The organism is Streptomyces sp. NPDC088794, assembly GCF_044750545.1.
GTDB lineage: Bacteria > Actinomycetota > Actinomycetes > Streptomycetales > Streptomycetaceae > Streptomyces.
The window spans coordinates 113,259-131,629 of sequence record NZ_JBIVKB010000023.1 but is presented as its reverse complement, the minus strand read 5'-3'; the positions used below and the strand labels follow the sequence as shown (position 1 = coordinate 131,629).

The following is an 18,371-nucleotide window of genomic DNA, read 5'->3' as shown; positions in this document are numbered from 1 at the left end:
GCGCGATGGCGGCGGGCGCGATACAGCGACTGGCCCAACTGAACGGGGCCGGGCTGCAGGAAAGGCGGGGACCGTACGTCCGAGCCGCGTCAACCGGGGCGAGACCGCCGGGAGGTGGCCTGCTCAGCGGCCAGGTGGAGCAGTTCGGGAAGCAGTCGCAGCCGGGAACCGTGCAGCCTGGCGCTCTGGCAGGGGCATGGCAGACCCTTCCATCGGATTTCCCTGTGAAATCTGCATGAGCACCGTAGTGACGATCGGCAGGCAGGGGCAACAGCGGCTTGAGGGATGACAGGGAATCGACAGGTGTCCCAATCGTACGAATGGAACCTCGACGGACGGGTACCTCGTGGCGGTCGCCGCCTGGGCCGTCGCGTTCCTCGCCCTCTCGGTCACGGGACACCGATCGGCTGGCCTCGTCTCCGGGCTCACCGCGCTGATCGTCGGCCCGGCAAAGGTCGCGGGCCTGCGGCCGGCGGGTACCGATCCTGCCGTTCGCCATGTGGCTGCTCTCCGCGGGCGCAATCCCCCCGTTGTGTTCTGCGCGGTCCTGGCTCGCCGCTCAGGCCGGTGCGAAGTAGCGCAGCCACACGTAAAACAGCGAGATGGCCACGGTGACGACGGTGACGATCAGGCCGTACTTGGTGAACTGCCAGAAGGAGATGGGCTGTCGGTTGCGTTCGGCGATACCGAGCACGACGACGTTGGCCGAGGCCCCGATGGCGGTGGCGTTGCCGCCCAGGTCGGCACCGAGGGCGAGGGCCCACCACATGACGTGGTCGCTCGCGCCGCCCATGTCATGAACGAGGTCGCTGGTGATGGGGGCCATGGTGGCGACGTAGGGGATGTTGTCGACGACACCGGACAGGACGGCCGAGCCGCCGAGGAGGGTCATCGAGCCGCCCAGTTCGCTGCCGCCGATCGCGTCCGCCAGCTTCTGGGACATCTCGCCGACCACCCCGGTGTCGATGAGTCCGCCGATCATGACGAACAGCCCGGCGAAGAAGGCCAGCGTGGGCCACTCCACCTCGGCGAGCACGTCGTGCGTGTCGACGCTGGAGATCGCGATGAGGAGTCCCGCTCCCAGGAGGGCGACGATGCTGGGCTCGTAGTGCAGCACCGGATGCAGCACGAAGCCGGTGACCACCAGGGCCAGCACGAGCAGTCCCTGGACGAGCAGGCGCGGGTTCTTGATGGCCTCCCGCTCCTCCAGCGCCATGATGGCGGCGGCGCGGTCCTCGTCGTAGACGAAGGTCTTGCGGAACATCACCCGGCACAGCAGGAGGAGGACCAGCACCAGGACCGCCGAGAGCGGGGCCAGGTGGACGATGAAGTCGTTGAAGGTCAGGCCGGCCCGGCTGGCGATGATGATGTTGGGCGGGTCGCCGACGAGGGTGGCTGTGCCGCCGATGTTGGAGGCCATCACCTCGGCGATCAGGAAGGGCGCGGCAGGCAGGGCGAGGCGTTCGCAGATCAGCAGGGTGACCGGGGCGATCAGCAGAACCGTGGTGACGTTGTCCAGCAGCGCGGAGGCCAGCGCGGTGATGACCACCAGCATGGCCATCACCCGGAACGGCTGGGCGCGGGCTCGCTTGACGGCCCAGATCGCCAGGTACTCGAACATGCCGGTCCGCTTCAGTACGCCGACGATCATCATCATGCCCATGAGCAGGAAGATGACGTTCCAGTCGATGCCGGAGTCCTCGGAGTAGAACGCCGAGACGTCGTCGGTCGCCCCGATCGCCAGCATCAGGCCCGCGCCGCCCAGGGCCACGGCGACGCGGTGGATCTTCTCGCTGATGATCAGGGCGTAGGCGCCCACGAAAACGACGATCGACGCCCAGCTGTGCCAGTCGTTCACGGTCCTCCGGTTGTCGAGAGTGCTTGTGGTGACCTGTCTGTGGAGGTGTCCGCGGCGTCGCGGCCGTCCGGGATGCCCGCCAGATCCTCGACGTCGAATGCGCGGGCGATCGGCACGTCCGTGGAGCTGTGGGCGACGATCGAGAAGGCGATGCACACCGCGATCAGTGTGAACGCCCGCTCGGCCTGCGGGATGCCGGACTGCAGCACCAGCAGCCCGTAGACGACCGAGGCGAAGCCCTTGGGGCCGAACCAGGCCGCCACGAGCTTCTCCCGCCGCGAGATGCCGGTGCCGAGCAGGGACAGCAGCAGTGAGGCCGGACGGATCAGGAAGATCGCCAGGAGTACCGCCGCGTAGCCGCCGAGCGACAGGTCGCCGAACAGCTTCGGGGTCAGGAGCGCGCCGAACACGAGCAGCGCCGTGAACTTCGCCAGTTCCGCGAGTGCTTCACCCAACGGCTCGAAGGACTCCTTCGCCTCCGGCGAGACATGGGCGAGGACCGCACCCGCCGAGAACGCCGCCAGGTAGGGGTTGGCGTGGGTGAGGTGGCAGGCCGCGTACAGGATGATGCCGGTCGCAAGCGGCAGCAGCGGCTGGAGTTTCGGCTCCGCGCCCAGCAGCCTGAACCGCACCAGCACATTGACCAGCACGGGCAGTACGACGCCGAAGGCCAGGCCGAGCAGAAGCTCGACCGCGATCTTCCCGGGTGACGCCTCGGCGCTGCCGGCGGTCGGGCCGGCGGCTGCGATCAGGACCAGGACGACCGGGAGGGCGAGTCCGTCGTTGACCCCGCTCTCCACGTTCAGCAACTGCCGTAGCTTCGCGGGGACTTCGGCCCGTCCGACGATCGCCGAGGCGAACACCGGGTCGGTCGGCGCCAGCACCGCGCCCACCAGGAACGACGTCGTCCAGTCCAGGCCCACCAGGAAGTGGGTGACCAGGGCCATGAAGACGAAGGCGAGCGGCATGCCCAGTCCGAGAGCGCGCGCCGGGTTCCGCCAGTGGGCGCGCAGCTTGGGGAACGCGACCTGCATGCCGTCGGTGAACAGCACCGCGAACAGGGCGAGGTCCGCCGTCATGGAGACGATCTCGCTGTCGGGAGTGATGTGGATCAGGCCTGGGAAACCGTCGCTGACGAGCGCGCCCCCGGCCAGGAAGAGGAAGGACGTGGACAGCACCGTCCGGGCCGCCAGGCCCGACAACAGCACCGCCACCAGCAGCGCGACACCGAACACCGCCACCAGCACCATGTCGAGCGCCCCGATCGGAAGAGAGAGTGATCCCCTGCTCGCCGACCAGGCTTCCCGGCACACCGTCAGGAACCCTACCGGTTCTTGACGCGCCCTTAACAGGCTGCCGCCAGGCACCGGGAGGTGCACGGTCTTGCCGGTTCCCGGCAAGGAACAAGCCGGGCCGGGTGGTGCCGACCTTCTTGTCGGACACCGCCACCCGCGTGGCCGCCCTCAGGACGTACGCCTGGGCCGGCGAACGGGTGTGCCGGGAAGTCCGGTCGGCGAACGCCCGGGAGACCTTCGACGTCCGTCCCGGTGTCCTCGAAGTCGATCTCGGCCGGGTGACCCGCCTCAGCAATGACAGGGCGCGGCGTTCTTCCGGGCACTGCGGGCGCCACGCCCGCACGGCACCCTGGCGACCGTGACGCACTCGAGTGCCCGTGCCCGGACCACGCTCACCCAACTGGGCCTGGCTCGCCTCAACGACATCCGTGCCGACGCGGACGGGGACGCCCCGTGAACCCCGAAGTCAGCAGGAAGCGGCGGCGAGCAGCCGCTCCAGCAGATGCGAGGCCGTGATCACGCCGAGCAGGTGTACGCCTGCCCCGTCCTTCTCCACGACGGCCACCAACGGACTGCGTACCTGCGCCATCTGCGCGGCCACCTCCAGCGCGGTGTCGTCCGGCGCGGCGACGGCGGGCGGTGGCGTGTTCTTCGACAGACAGTCGCGCACCCTGCGGCCCGCCAGCGCCTCGCACAGCCGGTCGGCGTGACGCTCGTCGACCACCGCCGCGAGGGCCGGGTCCTCGACCACGTAGGCCGGCACCAGGATCTTGACCATCTGAGAGGCGGGCAGGATCGCCTTCGGCGCCCCTCGTTCGTCGACCACCAGCAGCGCGGGCAGCCGTTGCTCGGCCATCAGCCGCGCGGCGTCCAGAGCGTCGCTGTCGAGGCCGACCGTCTCGTACTCAACCGCCAGGTCACGTGCACGCACGCTCGGCTCCTGTCTCACGCTCGATACCGACAGCCGGCGTGTTCAGTCGTCTCCCGAACCGGCCGATCTGCCGTACACGCACGATACAACCGGCGGCGGACGGTGTACCTCCTGCGGGCTCGTCCGCATCCGCCGTCGGTCCCCGCGTATCAGCACGGCCGTAGTGAGCGCCACGATCACCATGGCGGCGGCAAGCGGCGCGAGGAAGTACACCATCACCGTTCCTGCCCCTCCTCCGCATTCCAGGTGTCAAGCTCAGCGGGGTTCACGACATAGATCTCTAGGCATGAGGAGAGTGGGCCGGGACGGCCCGCGTTCCTCGGGGAAGAGGCGGCTCAGCCGCCGCACGCACCAGCGGCCCAGTCGCCACGCGACCAGCGGAGCACCGACCGCCACCGCCAGGCGCAGCCCCTCTCCCGCCCACCTCGTACTCCCCAGGAGCACTGCTCCCCTCGGCCCGGGCACCGTCTGTCGGTGTCCGGGCCGGAACCATCCGCAGTGCTCCCCGCACGCCATGCTGCACGGCCGGACCCCACCCCCGCATTGCCGGTTCCCGGCAGCGTTCACTAGGGTTCGCATGCCGGTGAGCCGCTAAGGAACCGTCAGCGGAACATCAACATCACGGGGGACCCATGACGAACCAAAGGATTCCCGACCAGTACCTGGACGGCTACGACCAGATCCTCACCGCGGTCGCAGCCACCGGCCGACGCCTCACCCGGGAGGAGATCGAGTCCCGGCGCATCCTCGGGGAACAAGCCGCCGATGCCGGCCACGGGTTGCGCGACCTCGTCAGCGCACATCTGGCCGCCGCTCGCCACACCTGGCCCCACACCTCCGGATCGACCGACACCGCACTCGCCACCGTGGAGCAGGTCATAGGCGCCTTCGCCGAGGGCTATGAACGCGCCCAACGCCTCGCCGTACGACAAGAGGAGGCCACCCGACGGGAGTTCATCGACGACCTCCTCCACGGCCGCAGTGACCTGGGCCGCCTCGCCGAGCGCGCCGAACGCTTCGGCCTGCGGCTCTCCCACGCCCACGCGGTCGCCGTCGCCCGGAGCCCGGCCGCCTACGACGAAGGCGACCAGGTACCCCGGCAGGTGGAACGCGCACTCACGGCCCGCTTCGGCGACCGCAGCATCCTGCTCACCACCAAGGACGGCCGCCTGCTGTGCGTCGCCCCCGGACACCAGGACGAGATCCTCACCCACTTCGCCCAGCAGGCGTACGCCGCCACCGACGGCTGCCGCGTCGCCATCGGCCGTCCGCAGCCCGGCCCGGGCGGGGTCGTCCAGTCCTACGAGGAAGCACTCAACGCCCTCGAACTCGCCGACCGCCTCGGCCTCGACGAACCGGTACTGCGCGCCGCCGACCTTCTCGTCTACCCGGTCCTGACCCGCGACCGGCAGGCGATGGCCGACCTCGTCCTCAACACCCTCAGCCCGCTCACCACAGCCCGCGGCGGCGCCGAACCACTCCTCGACACCCTCACCGTCTACTTCAACTCCGGCTGCGTGGCCGCCGAAGCCGCCCGCCGCCTGACGCTGAGCGTGCGCGCCCTGACGTACCGTCTGGAACGCATCCACAAGCTCACCGGCGCCGACCCGGCCGACCCCGCCCACCGCTACATGCTCCAGACCGCGGTGATCGGCGCCCGACTGCTCGACTGGCCCGCTCAAGAGATCTGAGGGGCGATTCGGGTACAGGGCACCCGGCCCCACAGCGCCTTGCGCCCTGCGCCCTGCGCCCTGCGCCCTGCGCCTTGGACGAGGTGCGCTGGTCGCGACGGCCAAACCACTCGCACACCGTCCGCCTCGGACATGAAGCGCTCCAGGACGTCCACCGGACGACATTGGGAAACGGGGTGGGAGCGACGGTACGCAGGAGGAGGTGTCGACCGATGGCAGGGACCCGAGTCGGAGGGCTCTGGCGCTGGCACCGGAGTCCGTCAGCGACTCCTGTCGGCGGGACAGCCCGGCGCCTGGTCGCGCATGCAGGGCCGGCTGTTCCCCGTTGGTGACGGTTACGCGGACCGCACAATGGGACCGTGCCCCGTCTCCCGATCGCCCGTCATCTGCTCCGTGCCAGGGATCTCGCGGACTTCCGCTACTCCGAGGCACTCACTGTGGCTGACATGGCCGCTGCCGCCGCGCTGTCCCCGGCTCACTTCAGCCGCTGCTTCAAGGCGGCGTTCGGTGAGTCTCCACACCAGTACCTGCTGACCCGTCGCCTGGAGCGGGCCGCCACCCTGCTGCTCGCGACCGACTGGACAGTGGCCTCGATCGGCGTCGCCGTCGGGGTGCGGAGCATCGGTTCGTTCACGACCAGTTTCCGCCGGATGTACGGGACGACCCCGCAGGCCTACCGCGCGACGCACCCGCCCGCCGAACGTCATGTGCGCATCCCGCGCTGTGTCGCGATGGCCTACGGACGGCCGGAGAACCGCACGTTTCGAGAAGACACGGCGCCACCGGCTGCCTAGCGTCGATCCCAGCCAGTCGACCGAGGGGCAACCGTGACAACGATCAAGATCGCCAACGCCCAGTTCTGGGTGCACGACCAGGACGAGGCACTCGACTTCTACACGAGAAAACTCGGATGGGAGGTCCGAGCGGACGTGACGATGGAGGCATGGACCTTCCGGTGGCTGTGCGTCGGCCCACCCGGCGGGGAGGGTCCGGCGCTGGTACTGATGCCGGTACCGAGCAAGCCGATGCTGGACGAGGCGAGCACTGCCCAGTTGTCGGATCTGGTGGCCAAAGGTGCGGGCGGCACTCTGTTCCTGGAGACAGACGACTGCAAGGCCGCGTATGACGAACTGTCTGCCCGAGGTGTCGAGTTCAACGACCCGCCGACGGTGCAGCCCTATGGGATCGACACATCGTTCCGGGACCCGTCGGGCAACAACATCCGGCTCACACAGGTATTGGAGTTCGATCCGGAACGGCAGTGACCCCAGTCTGCCGAGTCTGCTCCCTTCTGGGTGACCATCGAGGTCGCCTGCACCCGGAGTACGACCCGCTCTGAGGCGAGCAGTACTGAGTAGATCTCCGACGCGGTTCTACGGCCCCCAAGCCGTGGGCCCGGCCGACGATACGGCCGGGCCCGCGTGCACGCCGCCGCCTCTCCTTACTCGGCGATCGCGATCCGGCCGTTGGCCTCAGAGACTCCTTCGGGCCCGGTGGTCGCCGAGGCCGGAACTCCGGCCTTGCCGCCCTTGCCGGCCGTGATGCTCTTCAGCAGTTCCGCGAGGTCGACACCTGTGGTGGAGTTGAGGAGTTCGACGCCCTGGGCGACGTTGTCCGCGACGGTCCGCGAGAGCTGGCTCGCGCCGTCCGTGGAAATCACGGTCATCTTGTCGATCGCGCTCAGTGGCTCGGATGCCTTGGCCACGACCTGCGGCAGCACCTCGACGAGCATCTGCAGCATGGCCGCATCGCCGTACTGAGTGAAGGCATCAGCCTTCTTACGCATGGCCTCAGCCTCGGCGGCACCCTTCGCACCGATCGCGGCCGCCTCCGCCTCGCCCTCGATACGGACGGCGTCGGCGAGCGCGGCGCGGTGCGCCTTCTCACCCTCACCGGTCAGCCGGGACCGCTGGGCGTCCGCCTCGGCCTGCTTGACCAGAGCAATGCGGCGGGCCTCGGCCTCCTGCTCAGCCTGGTAGCGGGCCGCGTCGGCAGGCTTGCGGACCTTCGTGTCCAACTCGCGGTCCGTCAACGCCGCCTGACGCTCCGCGACCTTCTCCTGCTCACTGAGCACATCCTGCTGCCGGGCCGCCTCGGCGAGCGGCCCTGCGGCATTCGCCTGGGCGGCGGCCTGGTCCGTCTCAGCCTTGATCTCCGCCTGCTTGAGCGCGAACGTCCGCTGCGCGATCGCGATTTCCTCCTCGGCCTTCAACCGCGCCTGCTCGGAAGCACGTCGGGCCACGGCCTCGGCGATGTCGGCCTCCTGACGGGCCCGCGCTGCTTCCGGACGGCCCAGGTCCTCCAGGTACGAACCCTCGGTGGTGATGTCCTGGATCTGGAAGGCGTCAAGGACCAGGCCCTGCCCCGACAGGCTGGCCTCGGCCTCCTCGGCGACCTGCCCGGCGAAGGCGGCGCGGTCGCGGATGATGTCCTCCACCGACATCCGGCCCACGATCGAGCGCAGCGCGCCGGAGAGTACTTCCTGAGTGAAGCCGACGATGCCGTCCTGCTGCATCAAGAACCGCTGGGCCGCGGCGCGGATGGAGTCCTCGCTGCCGCCGACCTTGACGATGGCGACGCCTTCGAGATGGGCCTTGACCCCGCGCAGCGTGACGGCACCGCGCACCGCGACCGGGATGTGCCGCGAAGACAGATCGAGGGAGAACTTCTGCTGCACGAACGGCACGACGAACACGCCGCCGCCGACCACGACCTTCTGTCCACTGTTGTCGGTGAAGACCCGGCCTGTCTCCGGATCGGTGGCCTTCTTTCCGCGCCGCCCGGTGACGATGAACGCCTCACTGGGGCCGGCGACCTTGTACCGGGTGACGACAACCAGTGCCAACAGGACGAGGAGTACAACGACTCCTACCACCGCGATGACAACTGAACTCATGGTGATTCCCCCTCAGCCCTCCCAGGGGACGGCAGATCGAAACGGGTCTTGCGGAACAGAAAGAGTGACTACGAACAGGCGCCTGAGGTAAGGCAGTTCGGATGCTCAGCGTTCAACCAGGCGTACGGCAACCGCGGTGTGCGACAGCGCCGCTTCCACCCAGACCTCGGCACCGCGCGCCACGGCAACCGGACTCTTCGCCGAGAGCTTCACCGGCTGCCCGGCCAGGCGGACCAGCACCTCGCCGTAGCCGTCGACCGGAATGGCGGTAACCACCGATCCGGAGATACCGATCAGGTCATCGTCGCGGCGAGCGGCGCCGGAACGGTCGCTCAGCAGCGCACGGCTGAGGCGATAGGTGAGCCAGCCCGTGGCGACCCCGGCAGGCACCCCGACCGCGGTGGCACCGACCACACCCACCCCGGTGGTGCCCATGGCGATCGCACCGGAGAAGCCGACCATAGAGACGAATCCAGCGATGACCGGAAGCGACAGCAACCCGTCGAACAGACCGTTCAGCGCGCCGACGCCTTCGAAGAGCCCCTCAAGGACACCGTCGAAGACAAGGGACAGGACGAGAAGCACGACCCCCGCAATGCCGAGACCAAGAAACCAGGCCATCCGCGTTCACCACCTCTCCTCGCCGCCACCGTGCTGGTGGACGCATGCTCACACGTGGAGGGCGCCAGGAACATTGCCTTGTTCCGGCAATCTTTACGCGTCTTTGATGCCGCGCTCATGCCATCCCCGAACCGGCAGGACACAGGCACGTTCCGGGAGGGGGCGCGGGCACATCAAACTGATGCCGCCGACCACTCCGGCGTTGCCCACCCCCGACATCAGCCCGCAAGCACCAGATACCCGTGACCGGCTGAATCATCACGAGCGCGGGAGCCGTAGCCTGCGCCACGCAGGCAGCGATCAGGCAGCGACGACAGGACCCATGCGAGACATCTCCACATGAGAATCCGAGGCCGGCGCGGCAGACGAGACGGCCTGTGGCTTTGCGATCGGAGAAGTGCGTGGTGCTGTCAGCCAAGTCGGATGCAGGCCTTGGTGCGGACGATGCGGTAGTTGGGCACATAGCGCCAGGGCCGAGATCACACGCAAGCCGACGACGACTCGCAGGGCGCGGGTGTCGCCCCGGTGGGCGGGCCGGCAGGCGGTCAGGGTGACGGCTCCCAGCAGCGCGCCGGTGATGGCGGCAGCGGGCGGTGGTCCGGGGTGTTGTCACCGGCCGGAGATGCCGGCCAGGTCGAGTACGGCGAGGACTGCGCAGAGGGTCCTGCCGATCGTGCGACGCATCAGATGCTCTGTTCCGCATGCGACGCGTGCGAGCGGATGGCTCAGCGGTGTGCGTGCCGGGACTTGAACCGGTCGACGCCGTCGCCCTGGAGCGCGTCCAGACAGGCGGTGCGTCCGGTCGAGAGCAGCAGGAGGGCCAGGGCGGGTCCGACGATCTCCGGTCCGTCGCCCACCGACCAGTCGGTGTCGGTCGCCCGGAGGGTGAAGCCGTCCAAGCGGCGCTCGGCGTGGAACGGCCAGCCCATCTCCCAGACCCTCCGCAGTCCTTCACGGCTGTGTTCGGCCGGGACGGGAAGCTGTCGATCGAGCGGGAGGGCGATGTCCTGACTGTGGACGATCACGTCGAACAGTGCGTTGCGGGTGTCCAGCACCTTCGCCGTCCGCCGGGTGCCGGCGTGGCGGCGGATCGCGGCGACCAGGTCCGCGGGCTCGCGGGAGCCGTTGCGGCGGGCCAGCACGGTGTTGATCCGGTCGGGGCTGAATCGTGCACGCGGTGCGACCGAGACCATGTCCCAGGTGGTGATGGTAGGGACCAGGGCGAGGTGTCCCGCGACATCCCGCACCCGCCAGCCCCGGCACAGCGACTCCTGTTCCCATTCGGCCGGAGCGAGTTGTTCCAACAGGTCGGCAATCCGCAGCCGGGTCGCGCGGACAGCGGACCAGTACGCGTCCGAGTCGTCCATATCAGCCTCCAACGGTCCGAACCTCGGACCATATTAGTACGAGACTCGGACTTTCTGCAATGATGGACACATGACCGACGACGACCCGGACGAGCTCAACCTGGGACTCCTGATGTTCATCCCGTACCGCTTCATGGAGTCGGCCGTGATGGCCGCCCTGAAGTCCGCCGGGCACGACATCTCCCTCACCCAGGCACGCGTCTTCCAGCGGATCGGCCCGGAGGGCTCGCGCCTGGCCGAGCTGGCCGAGGCGTCACAGGTCAGCAAACAGACCATCGGCTCGATCGTCGACCAGCTCGAACGAGCCGGGTACGTCCGACGCGTACCCGACCCGCGCGACGCACGGGCCCGGCTGGTCACCGTCACCGCCCTGGGTCACGAACTCGTCGAGCTGAGCCTGCCCGTCGTCCGCGACATCCAGGGGCAGTGGACGGCCCACCTGGGCCCGGCACGTACGCGGCAGCTGAGACAGGCCCTGGAAATGCTGCGGGAGATCGCCGACCCGCACCGCTGACCCGTGCACAACCGGACTTCCCCGCCGAGGCCGGAGTCACCTTCATCGCCTCGGAGAAGATCCTCACTCGCGCCACCGACCACGCCGAACTGGAGGCCGCCGTCAGTCCCGCCGGAAAGGCCCGCTGCGGCGTGTGCGTGGGGCTCCAGCCCGTGAAGCCCCACGGAGGCATGTTGAATCGGCCACCCTCGACAACATCGGCGGGGCCAAGCGGGACTACTTCAGGCCGCCTTCGCGTGCAGCGATCTTCACCCGGTTGAGCCGATCCGAGACGCCTCGGCGGTCCCCAACGGAACCCCTCAGCCGGCCGGCGCCCGATGATTTGGGTGCGCGGCAGGAAGGGCCTCGCCCGCTTCCCCCGTCAAGACCTCGACACCGTCACCGCTGCCCCGCCCTCCCCGGAACTCCGGCGTCGTCGAAGGCCACGCAGACCGGGTGGTGCTGTGGCATCAGCGATGCCAAGCCGTGTGCTTCTGCATCACGTCGAGGCAGTGCCGATCACCCGGGTCATCGCCGCGCATCACGAGCCCGGTCAGCCGGCCGCGCTCCAGACCCGCAACGCCCATAAGGTGGTAGGTGAGTTGACGCAGGTCGTCCCCGTGTCCGGACGACTCGCCGCGCCGAGTCCGACTACGGCCCCGGTGATCGGAGTCGTGGCCCACGCTGAGGCCAGCTGATTGCCGCGACCCCGCAGCCTGCGGCAAGCCGGACGTTGCAGGCTGCCCGCGAAACACAGTTCGACCGCACCATCACCACCGACGCCTTCACACCGCGGCCCAGACAGCGGCCTGGTGGGCCCAGAGCATCCGCTCTTTCCCGGGCTTGAGTCCTCAGACGCCGGGACGTATTCGAAGCCGAGCGCGTGCATGGTCTGACTCTCCCATGCCGCGAAGAGCGCAGGCAGCGCCTCGGGATCACGGGCGGCGCAGGCGTCCGAGCGCGGCCCGTGGGCCGTCACTCTCGCCGCCGAGCCGCCCCCTTACATCGGTCATCGCGGGGATTCGGCCACGGGATAGGGCACGAACGTGCTGCTGTTCTGATCAATCCGCAGCGGGCGCCCGAGGGGCGGCGCGGCGCGTTGCGGGCATTCGAGGCGTTCGCAGACTCGGCAGCCCATGCCGATCGGTGTGGCGGCGGAGGAGTTGGCGAGGTCGAGTCCGTCGGAGTACACGAGCCGGTGGGCGTGACGGATCTCGCAACCCAGACCGATCGCGAAGGTCTTGCCCGGCTCGCCCCAGCCGCCCCGATGCCGGGTGATGGCTCGGGCCGTCCACAAGTAGCGCTGTCCGTCGGGCATTTCGGCGATCTGGACGTGGATGCGGCCGGGAGCGGCGAACGCTTCGTAGACGTTCCACAAGGGGCAGGTGCCGCCGGCTCGGGAGAAGTGGAAGCCGGTCGCGGACTGGCGTTTGGAGAGGTTGCCGGCCCGGTCGACGCGCACGAAGGAGAACGGCACACCGCGCAGACGCGGGCGCTGCAGTGTGCTGAGCCGATGGCAGACGGTTTCGTAACCGAGGCCGTAGCGGTCCGTGAGGCGTTCGATGTCGTAGCGGACTTCCTCGGCCGCCCTGTGGAAGGCGGTGTACGGCAGGATCAGCGCGGCGGCGAAGTAGTTGGCGATGCCGATGCGGGCCAGGGCGTGGGTGGGCGAGCCGGGTGCGAAGTCGTCGGACGCCTGGTGGTCGAGTCCGTCGCCCTGTTCGAGCAGCGCGAGTTGGGTCGCGAGGCGGAATGCGCGCTGGCCGGGGCGCAGGCGGGTGGACAGGTGCAGGGTGCGGCTCGTCTCGTCGTAGTGGTGCAGGCGCTCGCCGGTCTCGGCGGCCAGTCGCACACCGTGCCGGTCGACGAGGCGCGCACCGATAGCCTGTACGACCTCACCGGGGCGGATGCCGATCTCCTCTGCGAGTTGCTCGGCGGCGAGGTCGGTGTCGTGAAGGTAGTTCTGGCGACGGTAGAAGAAGTCGCGGATCTCCTCGTGCGGTGAGCGAGGCGCCTGCGGCCCCTCGTCCCGGCCGTCGGCCGCGCCGGCGAGCTGTTCGCCCAGCAACTGGTTGCGGCGGCCGAGGTCGAGCAGGACCTGGGCGACCGCGGGCATACGCGTGGCGAGGTCCGCGAGGTCGGTCGGTGACATCCGGGCCTCGGCCAGCTCGCCGGCCAGCGTCTCCCGCAGATCGGCCACCAGCCTGCTCGTGTCGCGCTCCGAGAAGAAGGCCGGGTCGACGCCGAAGGTCTCGGTGAGTCTGAGCAGGACCGGGACGGTGAGCGGGCGGGAGTCGTGCTCCATCTGGTTCAGATAGCTCGGCGAGATGTCCAACGCCCGTGCGAGCTCGGCCTGGGTCATCCGGCGTTCCTCGCGCAACCGCCGTAGCCGCGCGCCCGCGTAGATCTTGCTCACCGCGCTCCTCACGTCACCTGTGGTCGGACGATCGTCAGCGTAAGCGAAGAACACCCCGCCACTCCCTTCGCAAACTTGGCAAAAGTCGGAGTTAAGATTCGCAAGAATTGGCAGCCATCCCCTCTTGATGGCACTCAGTGCCAGTGTCAGAGTTCCAGTGCGGCCCGCCGGACCTTCGGCAGCAGGCACACAGCACTGAGCGCGATTCATGCCCTGACGTCGGAGATCCCGGTAGCTGTTTCCTCCTGCACGGCAGCATTGCTCAGCTCCGCCCGGTGATGGGACAGCGGGCCGCACCCCCAGAAGAGACATACAGTGCCACTCCCCTTTCCCACGATCAGGAGATTGGCAGATCGAACAACGAGGAGACGGTGAAGACCATGGCAGAGGCGAAGACGACGGCGGCCGAGGAACTCGCGCGGCACTGGGCCACCGACCCGCGCTGGCAGGGCATCGAGCGCACCTACGGCCCCGAGGACGTCGTACGGCTCTCCGGCAGCGTCCGTGAGGAGTACACGCTCGCCCGGCGCGGTGCCGAGCGGCTGTGGCGGCAGCTGCACGAGCTGGACTACGTCCACGCGCTCGGCGCGCTCACCGACGGTCAGGCGGTCCAGCAGGTCAAGGCGGGGCTGCAGGCCATCTACCTGTCCGGCTGGCAGGTCGCCGCCGACGCCAACCAGGCCGGTCACACCTACCCCGACCAGAGCCTCTACCCCGTCAACTCCGTTCCCCAGGTGGTCCGTCGGATCAACAACGCGCTGCTGCGCGCCGACCAGATCGCCACCGCCGAGGGCGGCGCGGACACCACCGACTGGCTCGCGCCGATCGTCGCCGACGCGGAGGCCGGCTTCGGCGGCCCGCTCAACGCCTTCGAACTGACCAAGGCGATGATCGCGGCCGGCGCCGCGGGCATCCACTACGAGGACCAGCTCGCCTCGGAGAAGAAGTGCGGCCACCTCGGCGGCAAGGTCCTGGTGCCCACCTCCCAGCACATCCGGACCCTCAACGCGGCCCGCCTCGCGGCCGACATCGCGGACGTGCCGACGCTCATCGTCGCCCGCACCGACGCGCTCGCCGCCACTCTCCTCACCAGCGATGTGGACGAGCGCGACGCCGAGTTCGTCACCGGCGAGCGCACCGCCGAGGGCTTCTACCACGTGCGCAACGGCATGGCGCCCGTCATCTCACGCGGCCTGGCCTACGCCCCGTACGCCGATCTGATCTGGGTCGAGACCGGTACCCCGGACCTGACACAGGCCCGTGAGTTCGCCGAGGCCATCCACGCCCGGTACCCGGACCAGATGCTGGCGTACAACTGCTCGCCGTCCTTCAACTGGAAGGCCGCGCTGGACGACGACCAGATCGCCAAGTTCCAGCGGGAGTTGGGCGCGATGGGCTACCGCTTCCAGTTCATCACCCTGGCCGGGTTCCACTCTCTCAACCACGGCATGTTCGACCTCGCGCGAGGTTATGCCGAGTACGGCATGACGGCCTATGTCGACCTCCAGGAGCGGGAGTTCGCCGCCCAGGCTCAGGGCTTCACCGCCGTGAAGCACCAGCGCGAGGTCGGCACCGGCTACTTCGACCTCGTCTCCACGGCCGTCAACCCGGCCTCGTCCACCACCGCGCTCGCGGGCTCCACCGAGGAGGAGCAGTTCCACTAGGGCCTGTCCCACCAAGGCGACGCGGCGAACCGGCTCCTGACCGAGGGGAGCCGGGCGACCGTCCCCGACCGGCTCCCGCTCCGCTCCCCGATCAGGAGATCCCGATGTCCACCAGTGCACTGACCCACCACGTCCGCGTCCTCGCGGCAGCGGGCGACCGCCACGACGAGATCCTCACCCCCGCCGCCCTGGACTTCGTCGGTCACCTCGCCGCCGCCTTCGGCAAGCGCCGCCAGGAACTCCTCAAGGAGCGCAGGCGGCAGGCGATACGGCTCGCGGCCGGATCACCGCTCGACTTCCCGATGGTCACCTCGGCCGTCCGCGCCGACCCCACCTGGCAGGTGGCACCGCCGGCTCCCGGACTCACCGACCGTCGAGTGGAGATCACCGGTCCGCCGGAGCGCCGTATGACCGTCAACGCGCTCAACTCCGGTGCGCAGGTGTGGCTGGCCGACTTCGAGGACGCCACATCACCCACCTGGGACAACATCGTCGGCGGACAGATCAACCTGCTCGACGCCATCGAGCGGCGCATCGACTTCACCACACCGGAGGGCAAGGAGTACCGGCTCGCCGATCGCGACCGGCTCGCCACGATCGTGGTCCGGCCGCGCGGCTGGCATCTGGACGAGGAACATCTGGAGTTCGGCGGACGGTCCGTGCCCGCCGCGCTCGTCGACTTCGGTCTGTACTTCTTCCACTGCGCGCAGCGCCAGATCGACGCCGGCCACGGCCCGTACTTCTACCTGCCCAAGCTGGAGAACCGCTACGAGGCCCGGCTGTGGAACGACATCTTCATCAGCGCGCAGGAACTGCTGGGAATCCCCAGAGGCACGATCCGCGCCACGGTCCTCATCGAGACGATCACTGCCGCCTTCGAGATGGAGGAGATCCTCCACGAGCTGCGTGAGCACAGCGCCGGTCTCAACGCGGGCCGCTGGGACTACCTGTTCAGCCTCATCAAGACCTTCGGCCACCGCACCGACTTCCTGCTCCCCGACCGCGCGAAGGTGACGATGACCGCCCCCTTCATGCGGGCCTACACCGAGTTGCTGGTACGCACCTGCCATCGGCGCGGCGCCCACGCCATCGGCGGCATGGCAGCCCAGGTGCCCAGCAAGGACCCGGCCGCCAACGAGGCAGCCCTGGCCCAGGTCCGTCTCGACAAGGAGCGCGAGGCAGAGGACGGGTTCGACGGCTCCTGGGTCGCCCACCCTGCTCTCGTGTCCGTCTGCAGCGCCGCGTTCGACGGTGTCCTCGGTGACCGGCCCCACCAGCTCGACCGCACCCGCGACGACGTGGACGTGGCGGCCGCGGACCTGCTGTCGGTGCGCCGCATCAGCGGAACTCCCACACCGGAGGGTCTGCGCACCAACATCGCTGTCTCATTGCGCTACTTCGACGCCTGGCTGCGCGGGCAGGGCGCCGTCGCCCTCTACGGCCTGATGGAGGACGCCGCGACCGCGGAGATCGCCCGCGTGCAGATCTGGCAGTGGCTCCGGCACCGGGTCGTCGACAGGGAGACGGTGATGCGGCTGCTCGACGATGAACTCGCCGCGCTGGGTGCCGAGTACCCATGGGCGGCCCTCCACGAGGTGCGGGAGATCTTCGAACGCACCGCGCTGGCACAGGAGTCGCCCCTGTTCTTCACCCCCGACGCCTACTCGCGACACCTGGTCCGGCACGCGGAGGCCACGGCATGAGTGAGGGCATTCAGCGTGTGGGGGTGGTCGGCGGCGGTCAGATGGGCGCCGGGATCGCCGAGGTGTGTGCCAGGGCCGGGCTGGACACCGTCGTGTGCGAGGTGGACGCCGTCGCCGCCCGCGCCGCCCGCGATCGGGTGGCCGGCTCGCTCGAACGGGCCGTGCGGCGGGGCAAGTTGGAGCGGGGCTCGGCCCAGGACGCACTCGCCCGGATGGTCTTCACGGGCAGCCTCGACGACCTGGCCGACCGGCAGCTCGTGGTCGAGGCGGTCGTGGAGAACGCGGACGCCAAGGCGGAGATCTTCGCCGCCCTCGACAAGATCGTCGTGGCTCCGGACGCGGTCCTGGCGAGCAACACCTCCTCCTTCCCCGTCATGCGGCTGGGCATGGCGACCAGCCGTGCCGACCACGTCCTCGGTCTGCACTTCTTCAACCCGGTCCCCGTCCTCCCCCTCGTGGAGATCGTGACGTCCCTCCATACGGCGTCGGCGGCCGTCAACGCCGTCGAGGACTTCGCCACCCGGGTCCTGGGCAAGACCGTCATCCGCTCCCAGGACCGGGCGGGGTTCGTCGTCAACGCCCTCCTCGTCCCCTACCTGCTGTCGGCGATCCGCATGGCGGAATCCGGCTTCGCGACCGCCGCCGACATCGACACGGGCATGGAGCTGGGCTGCGCCCACCCCATGGGCCCCCTGAAGTTGACCGACCTCATCGGCCTGGACACCGTCGCCTCGATCGCGGAGTCCCTCTACGACGAGTTCAAGGAACCTCTCTACGCCCCGCCGCCCCTCCTCCAACGGATGGTCCAGGCAGGGCTGTTGGGCCGTAAGACCGGCCGGGGATTCCACACGTACGGCCGGGACTGAGCATCCTGGCGCGGCCGGGCTGAGGGGCCCGGGACCGCACCGCCGGATTGAGGGATCCGGCGACTGTTCACAGGCGAAGGACGGGAAGCGCGAGGGTGGCGCTTCCCGCCCTCGCGCTTTGTGAGCGGGAACGACCGCCGTCCTACGCGGCGGGGCCCCGGTCTGCCGGCGCCGGCCACGGATTCACCGGTGGCCGTTTCCGCCGCGGGACTTGGCGCTGTCGTCCGCCGGAACGGCCGAGCGCGCGACCGCGGGGAACCGGGGCGAGTCGAGTAATGCCCGGATCCGACAGCAGAGATGCCCGGACTCCTGCTCCGAGGGCCCGGCGGGACAGTCTCCGTCCGTTCCGGCGGCGACGCAGAGTGCGGATCTGGCGTCTTCCAGAAGGTGCGTGGCCTGAGCCAGGTCGCGGTTCATCCCGCTCATCCGTGAACTCTGGCTGCCGAGTTGGCGGCGGGCCAGGGTCAGGCGGTCGTACTCCTGCGGTGTGAGTGCGACGGCGGGCTCTCCGTCCAGGACGATCCTGCGCGGCTCTGGGCGTCGGTTCACGGCGGTTCCCTTTGAAGTCGG

16 protein-coding genes are annotated in these 18,371 nt (G+C 69.2%); 8 read left to right on the top strand and 8 right to left on the bottom strand.

The window, feature by feature from the left end:
• Positions 1 to 559 precede the first annotated feature (559 nt).
• Positions 560 to 1,858 (bottom strand): SLC13 family permease, encoded by a 1,299-nt coding sequence (locus ACIP6U_RS44080; RefSeq protein WP_401728702.1) that lies wholly within the window; start codon positions 1,856 to 1,858, stop codon positions 560 to 562.
• A complete protein-coding gene (locus ACIP6U_RS44075; protein WP_401728700.1) occupies positions 1,855 to 3,108 on the bottom strand; it encodes a cation:proton antiporter in 1,254 nt (417 codons plus the stop codon). The genes ACIP6U_RS44080 and ACIP6U_RS44075 overlap by 4 nt, the downstream gene beginning before the upstream one ends.
• Before the next feature lie 167 nt (positions 3,109 to 3,275).
• Here ACIP6U_RS44075 and ACIP6U_RS44070 point away from each other — a divergent pair, with 167 nt between their 5' ends.
• Positions 3,276 to 3,515, top strand: coding sequence for a hypothetical protein (locus tag ACIP6U_RS44070; protein ID WP_401728699.1), 240 nt, complete (start codon positions 3,276 to 3,278; stop codon positions 3,513 to 3,515).
• 104 nt (positions 3,516 to 3,619) lie between these two features.
• Here the strand turns inward: ACIP6U_RS44070 and ACIP6U_RS44065 are convergent, their stop codons facing one another.
• A complete protein-coding gene (locus ACIP6U_RS44065; protein WP_401728697.1) occupies positions 3,620 to 4,084 on the bottom strand; it encodes a CBS domain-containing protein in 465 nt (154 codons plus the stop codon).
• A 632-nt stretch (positions 4,085 to 4,716) separates the two neighbouring features.
• On the opposite strand from ACIP6U_RS44065, the gene ACIP6U_RS44060 reads away from it, so the two are divergent.
• From ACIP6U_RS44060 to ACIP6U_RS44050, 3 genes are all read left to right on the top strand, one after another.
• Positions 4,717 to 5,775 (top strand): PucR family transcriptional regulator, encoded by a 1,059-nt coding sequence (locus tag ACIP6U_RS44060; RefSeq protein WP_401728695.1) that lies wholly within the window; start codon positions 4,717 to 4,719, stop codon positions 5,773 to 5,775.
• Positions 5,776 to 6,134: 359 nt separating this feature from the next.
• On the top strand, positions 6,135 to 6,569 hold the full coding sequence (locus ACIP6U_RS44055; RefSeq protein WP_401728694.1) for a helix-turn-helix transcriptional regulator: 435 nt from the start codon (positions 6,135 to 6,137) through the stop codon (positions 6,567 to 6,569).
• A gap of 33 nt (positions 6,570 to 6,602) precedes the next feature.
• Complete coding sequence (locus ACIP6U_RS44050; protein WP_401728692.1) at positions 6,603 to 7,040, top strand: VOC family protein; 438 nt, start codon at positions 6,603 to 6,605, stop codon at positions 7,038 to 7,040.
• Positions 7,041 to 7,216: 176 nt separating this feature from the next.
• Here ACIP6U_RS44050 and ACIP6U_RS44045 read toward each other — a convergent pair whose 3' ends face one another.
• The 3 genes from ACIP6U_RS44045 to ACIP6U_RS44035 form a co-directional block, all read right to left on the bottom strand.
• Positions 7,217 to 8,671: a flotillin family protein gene (locus tag ACIP6U_RS44045; RefSeq protein ID WP_401728691.1), complete on the bottom strand. Its 1,455-nt coding sequence runs from the start codon at positions 8,669 to 8,671 to the stop codon at positions 7,217 to 7,219.
• A 105-nt stretch (positions 8,672 to 8,776) separates the two neighbouring features.
• The gene (locus ACIP6U_RS44040; protein ID WP_401728689.1) at positions 8,777 to 9,292 is read right to left on the bottom strand and encodes a hypothetical protein; all 516 of its coding nucleotides are present in this window, start codon (positions 9,290 to 9,292) and stop codon (positions 8,777 to 8,779) included.
• A 725-nt stretch (positions 9,293 to 10,017) separates the two neighbouring features.
• Positions 10,018 to 10,659, bottom strand: a complete 642-nt coding sequence (locus ACIP6U_RS44035; RefSeq protein ID WP_401728687.1) for a maleylpyruvate isomerase family mycothiol-dependent enzyme — start codon at positions 10,657 to 10,659, stop codon at positions 10,018 to 10,020.
• Between the two features lie 70 nt (positions 10,660 to 10,729).
• Between ACIP6U_RS44035 and ACIP6U_RS44030 the strand changes: the two genes are divergently transcribed.
• A complete protein-coding gene (locus ACIP6U_RS44030) occupies positions 10,730 to 11,173 on the top strand; it encodes a MarR family winged helix-turn-helix transcriptional regulator (RefSeq protein WP_401728685.1) in 444 nt (147 codons plus the stop codon).
• Between the two features lie 988 nt (positions 11,174 to 12,161).
• Here ACIP6U_RS44030 and ACIP6U_RS44025 read toward each other — a convergent pair.
• Positions 12,162 to 13,568, bottom strand: a complete 1,407-nt coding sequence (locus tag ACIP6U_RS44025) for a short-chain fatty acyl-CoA regulator family protein (protein WP_401728683.1) — start codon at positions 13,566 to 13,568, stop codon at positions 12,162 to 12,164.
• Between the two features lie 380 nt (positions 13,569 to 13,948).
• Here ACIP6U_RS44025 and aceA point away from each other — a divergent pair, with 380 nt between their 5' ends.
• From aceA to ACIP6U_RS44010, 3 genes are all read left to right on the top strand, one after another.
• Positions 13,949 to 15,232 carry an isocitrate lyase gene (gene aceA / locus ACIP6U_RS44020; RefSeq protein WP_401728682.1) on the top strand — a complete coding sequence of 428 codons (1,284 nt, stop codon included), beginning with the start codon at positions 13,949 to 13,951 and terminating at the stop codon, positions 15,230 to 15,232.
• A 104-nt stretch (positions 15,233 to 15,336) separates the two neighbouring features.
• The gene (aceB, locus tag ACIP6U_RS44015; RefSeq protein WP_401728680.1) at positions 15,337 to 16,935 is read left to right on the top strand and encodes a malate synthase A; all 1,599 of its coding nucleotides are present in this window, start codon (positions 15,337 to 15,339) and stop codon (positions 16,933 to 16,935) included.
• Positions 16,932 to 17,801, top strand: a complete 870-nt coding sequence (locus ACIP6U_RS44010; protein WP_401728677.1) for a 3-hydroxybutyryl-CoA dehydrogenase — start codon at positions 16,932 to 16,934, stop codon at positions 17,799 to 17,801. The genes aceB and ACIP6U_RS44010 overlap by 4 nt, the downstream gene beginning before the upstream one ends.
• 183 nt (positions 17,802 to 17,984) lie before the next feature.
• On the opposite strand, the gene ACIP6U_RS44005 is transcribed toward ACIP6U_RS44010, so the two are convergent.
• On the bottom strand, positions 17,985 to 18,350 hold the full coding sequence (locus ACIP6U_RS44005; RefSeq protein ID WP_401728675.1) for a hypothetical protein: 366 nt from the start codon (positions 18,348 to 18,350) through the stop codon (positions 17,985 to 17,987).
• Positions 18,351 to 18,371 lie beyond the last annotated feature (21 nt).

What these genes read in the sequence shown, in the direction of transcription:
- ACIP6U_RS44075 (WP_401728700.1), bottom strand. Translation starts at nt 3,108, where the DNA reads ATGGTGCTGGTGGCGGTGTTCGGTGTCGCGCTGCTGGTGGCGGTGCTG.
- ACIP6U_RS44060 (WP_401728695.1), top strand. Translation starts at nt 4,717, where the DNA reads ATGACGAACCAAAGGATTCCCGACCAGTACCTGGACGGCTACGACCAG.
- ACIP6U_RS44045 (WP_401728691.1), bottom strand. Translation starts at nt 8,671, where the DNA reads ATGAGTTCAGTTGTCATCGCGGTGGTAGGAGTCGTTGTACTCCTCGTC.
- ACIP6U_RS44040 (WP_401728689.1), bottom strand. Translation starts at nt 9,292, where the DNA reads ATGGCCTGGTTTCTTGGTCTCGGCATTGCGGGGGTCGTGCTTCTCGTC.
- ACIP6U_RS44035 (WP_401728687.1), bottom strand. Translation starts at nt 10,659, where the DNA reads ATGGACGACTCGGACGCGTACTGGTCCGCTGTCCGCGCGACCCGGCTG.
- ACIP6U_RS44030 (WP_401728685.1), top strand. Translation starts at nt 10,730, where the DNA reads ATGACCGACGACGACCCGGACGAGCTCAACCTGGGACTCCTGATGTTC.
- aceA (WP_401728682.1), top strand. Translation starts at nt 13,949, where the DNA reads ATGGCAGAGGCGAAGACGACGGCGGCCGAGGAACTCGCGCGGCACTGG.
- aceB (WP_401728680.1), top strand. Translation starts at nt 15,337, where the DNA reads ATGTCCACCAGTGCACTGACCCACCACGTCCGCGTCCTCGCGGCAGCG.
- ACIP6U_RS44010 (WP_401728677.1), top strand. Translation starts at nt 16,932, where the DNA reads ATGAGTGAGGGCATTCAGCGTGTGGGGGTGGTCGGCGGCGGTCAGATG.